Source organism: Plesiomonas sp. (assembly GCF_051650925.1).
In the GTDB taxonomy this organism is placed as follows: Bacteria; Pseudomonadota; Gammaproteobacteria; order Enterobacterales; family CAMTGL01; genus Plesiomonas.
Genome location: NZ_JBOFRH010000450.1, coordinates 1 through 3,649, shown reverse-complemented (window position 1 = coordinate 3,649; position 3,649 = coordinate 1). Strand labels below are relative to the sequence as shown.

The 3,649-nt window shown below is 47.0% G+C and carries 4 protein-coding genes and 2 tRNA genes; 4 read left to right on the top strand and 2 right to left on the bottom strand.

Features of this window, described 5'->3' with window-relative positions:
• Positions 1-20: 20 nt before the first annotated feature.
• Both ACRC27_RS10955 and ACRC27_RS10950 read left to right on the top strand, forming a co-directional pair.
• Positions 21-97: transfer RNA gene (locus ACRC27_RS10955), tRNA-Asp, on the top strand.
• Between the two features lie 73 nt (positions 98-170).
• A tRNA-Asp gene (locus ACRC27_RS10950) sits at positions 171-247 on the top strand.
• A 240-nt stretch (positions 248-487) separates the two neighbouring features.
• On the opposite strand, the gene ACRC27_RS10945 is transcribed toward ACRC27_RS10950, so the two are convergent.
• Positions 488-1,342: a LysR family transcriptional regulator gene (locus ACRC27_RS10945; protein ID WP_438639871.1), complete on the bottom strand. Its 855-nt coding sequence runs from the start codon at positions 1,340-1,342 to the stop codon at positions 488-490.
• Between the two features lie 112 nt (positions 1,343-1,454).
• Between ACRC27_RS10945 and gloA the strand changes: the two genes are divergently transcribed.
• A complete protein-coding gene (gene gloA / locus ACRC27_RS10940; RefSeq protein ID WP_438630982.1) occupies positions 1,455-1,871 on the top strand; it encodes a lactoylglutathione lyase in 417 nt (138 codons plus the stop codon).
• Positions 1,846-2,214, top strand: coding sequence for a putative quinol monooxygenase (locus ACRC27_RS10935; protein ID WP_438622402.1), 369 nt, complete (start codon positions 1,846-1,848; stop codon positions 2,212-2,214). Before gloA ends, ACRC27_RS10935 begins: the two co-directional genes overlap by 26 nt.
• Before the next feature lie 407 nt (positions 2,215-2,621).
• Here the strand turns inward: ACRC27_RS10935 and ACRC27_RS10930 are convergent, their stop codons facing one another.
• A complete protein-coding gene (locus tag ACRC27_RS10930; protein WP_438639870.1) occupies positions 2,622-3,287 on the bottom strand; it encodes a hypothetical protein in 666 nt (221 codons plus the stop codon).
• Positions 3,288-3,649: the final 362 nt, after the last annotated feature.

Below are 3,649 nucleotides of genomic sequence, written 5' to 3'. Positions count from 1 at the left end.
AAGCTTCACACCAGTTTCGCGGAGCGGTAGTTCAGTCGGTTAGAATACCGGCCTGTCACGCCGGGGGTCGCGGGTTCGAGTCCCGTCCGCTCCGCCAATTAATTTAAAATTATTCTGCTTCCCATGAACAGAGCAGAGTAATTGAAGCGTAAGCTTCATAGCAGTTTCGCGGAGCGGTAGTTCAGTCGGTTAGAATACCGGCCTGTCACGCCGGGGGTCGCGGGTTCGAGTCCCGTCCGCTCCGCCAATATATAAGCCCAACTGATTTATTCGGTTGGGCTTTTTTATTGTCTGAACATTGGCTGTGCATACGCAGTTATGCCATAACCATTACCGAAATGCCTCATTCCCTTCACCAAACGGCAGATATTGAATCAAGCCATCTGATACCCCAACGCCCTTATCTTCGATATCAATGCACTGTTTCCCGCAGCTCGCGAACACTCTTTGAACACATGGCGAAAAATACGGTTTCAGAATGATGAGATCACTTTTTGTGCACCTTGATATCGGTGTTAGGTGCTGTGATTGAGTGGATGAAATCTTGTAACAGTGGGCTTGCATGAGTACTGCGCCAGATGGTGTAGATATCGCAATTGATCCTGTCTGGTTGGACTAAGTAGGCCAGATGCTCACTCTCGGCCAGACTCTTTGGCACTAAGGCAAAACCTAGTCCTGCACGGACACAGGCAAAAATAACAGGGTAGGACTCTATCTCCAGAATGGCTCGCGGCATGACCGCATGTTGTTTGATCCAGCGATCGATGAGATGCCGGTAATGACATTGGCGAGTAAATACGTAGAGATCGCGCTGGCTCAACAGGGCCGGCTCAAAATCAGCCCCGATCAGTACGAGCTCTTCGGCGAAGGCCAGTTGGCTTTGTAACAGTGGGTGCTGAATAGGCCCGTCAGAGAAGATGATATCCCGCTCACCCTTGAGCAGTTGATATTCCAGATCCAGTGAATAGCCTGGAGTGATATTCAACTGAATATCCTGATGCTGTGCTCGAAAAGCGGCGATCTGTGTCGGCAGGTAATGGCTGAGGGCGATATCCAGTGCGCCTATGTGCAAGATTCCCCGTAACTGATCTCGAGTAAACAACTGCCGACCCTGTTCTTCTAATTGCAGTGCCTGTTTAGCATTTTGGTAAAAGATCCGCCCTTCAGGGGTGACTAGTAGCCTGTTGCGGTCTCGAGTGAAGAGCATGACTTCAAACTCGCTTTCCAGCTCTTTGATTTTCTTTGTGATATTGGAAGGTACACAGAAAAGCTGGGCGGCAGCGGCTGTCACGCTCTCTGATTCGACGACTTTACAAAAGGCGGCTAATTGGCTGTTGTTCATTAATTCCTTCATTTTTTATGAATATATTGTTCATTATATTTCACTTTTAGTGAAAATAATAATCCGTAGAATCTGTCGCGTACCAAAAGCACATATTTAAACAGGAGTCACCATGCGGATTTTACATTCTATGCTGCGGGTAAAATCACTCGATGCGTCAGTTGCCTTTTACAAGCAAGTTCTGAATATGCAAATGCTACGACAGAATACCTTTCCAGAGGGGCGTTTCACCCTGACCTTTATGGGCTATCAGCCGGAAGCTGAGGGTACTGCCGTTGAGCTGACCCATAATTGGGATAACGATGTCTATCAGCATGGTGATTATTTCGGCCATATTGCCATAGAGGTAGACGATATTTATGCCATTTGTCAGCGGTGTAAAGATTTGGGATACCAGGTTATACGAGATGCCGGCCCTATGGCGCATGGACGCACAGTAATTGCTTTTGTGACCGATCCCGATGGCCACCAGATTGAGCTTATTCAGAAGGGAACTTGGTTGAATGAGGATGACTCAGTTTCAGCTTGACCACTTGAGTTTGCTTAATGGCCTGATTCACACAGATAAAAAAGAGAATGATATGATCACCCTTAATGTATTTTTTACCGTAAAACCAGAAAAGAAAACTGACTTTCTCGCCTTACTGAATACCATGGTTACGGAATCCAACAAGGAAGATGGCTGCACTTTTTATCAGTTATGGAACAATGCAGCGCAGGAAAACCAGTATGCTTTAATCGAATACTGGGATAACAAAGAAGTGCTGGCTGCACACCAGAAAACCCCACATTGGATTGCATTCAACGATATAGTAAACAGCTATTTGGTACAAAATTACCAAGAACATCATTACAGTGAAATCGCCCGTTAATTTTCACTGTCTTGTGTCATTCATGAGAGTACTGATCAAAAAAAACGTCAGCCATATCCTGTCACGATAGGTAAAAAGTGTCTGCGCTGCCGAGGTGGGTATGTCTGAAACAGGATCTCGTTCACTGCTCTTGTGTGTGATATGAAGAAAAATTGAACCAAAGCCTTATATTGATAACAGCCTGATCTTCATATTGAAAAGGGGGCGCTGCAGCGCCCTTTTTTGTTGTTCTTCTCGTGATCTTCAGCAACGCCGCCTATCTCTCATCTGCTATTTCCGGTTTCCCTTACTGATTTTTCATTTTCTGTGATTGTTATCTTACATTCGGCAAGTGTTTGGAAAATAGCAGTAATCCAACCGATTGGGTTGTGTGGTTCGGCAGTATTACATCAGTCAATCACCCGATGTTAGCGGTGTATCTCCGTCAAATTGACGCTCTGCGCTAAAGGTGCAGGTGGCAGGTGCTGCCATGTAGTGTTGCGTTGTAAGGCCGTATAATCAGTGAGTTTAAAGCTAAAATCGGTGGTATTGGGTTTGATGATGGCGTGTGGTAAGTGTTGCGGCTCACCAAGTTCAAACAGCCAGTACTGTTTTTCCGTGGGGGCATTTTCCTTATAGCTGCCAGTCTGTTCGGCGGTAAGCTGATCGCGTGGTACCAAGCGAATGCTGATTACCGGATAGACGGTCTGTATTTTCTGAACCCGCATGTCCGTGCAGGGCATGGCAATCGCACAGTAACGGATTGCCGACATCATAACGGCTGAGATTTGTTGCCGCTGGCTGGTGCTGACGGGCATATGATACCAGCGCGCCTTTCCCTGCTGAAAGGCTTGTACGTAGCGTGGGTGGCGGTGGCGAACCATGCCGGCGACTAATGTCAGTGTCGGATGCGTTGAGAGTGATCGCTGGCTATGGCGATAACAGGTGTGCTGATAAGCGGCTTGCTCAGTGCCTGATTGTGGCTCGGGGTATACCGGTTGTTGATAGGCGTGGATAGGGTGTGATGGGCTATTTTTCACACTGGGTGATGCATGCAATAGGTGTGTTCGCCCGTTTGCCGTTTGACGTATCATGATCTGCTCCCTCGGGACTTTCTGTTGTCGGTGTCGCCTCTGTGGTCAATTTTTGTTGTTAATTAAAGCGAGCCACTTTTTCAGTGTATATCCTGTTATTTAATGGGGGTTGCATCCGTTACATAACTTATTTTTTGGATAACAAAAGCGCGAGGCATGCTGCATTATTTTGCTGTCACGGCCAGATGTTGCAGCGAGCGTGACAGCAGGACTCTCTTTTTATTTTGGCTAAGAAACCGCTTGTTCAGTGTGTGCGACGGCAGCTAAAGCCGGTTTCACCCTTTTATCGGTATGGTATGCCGCCAGTGTATGTGGGGCAAAATCATCTACATTAATGGCGTATAAACGCCCCTGTTCGGCAC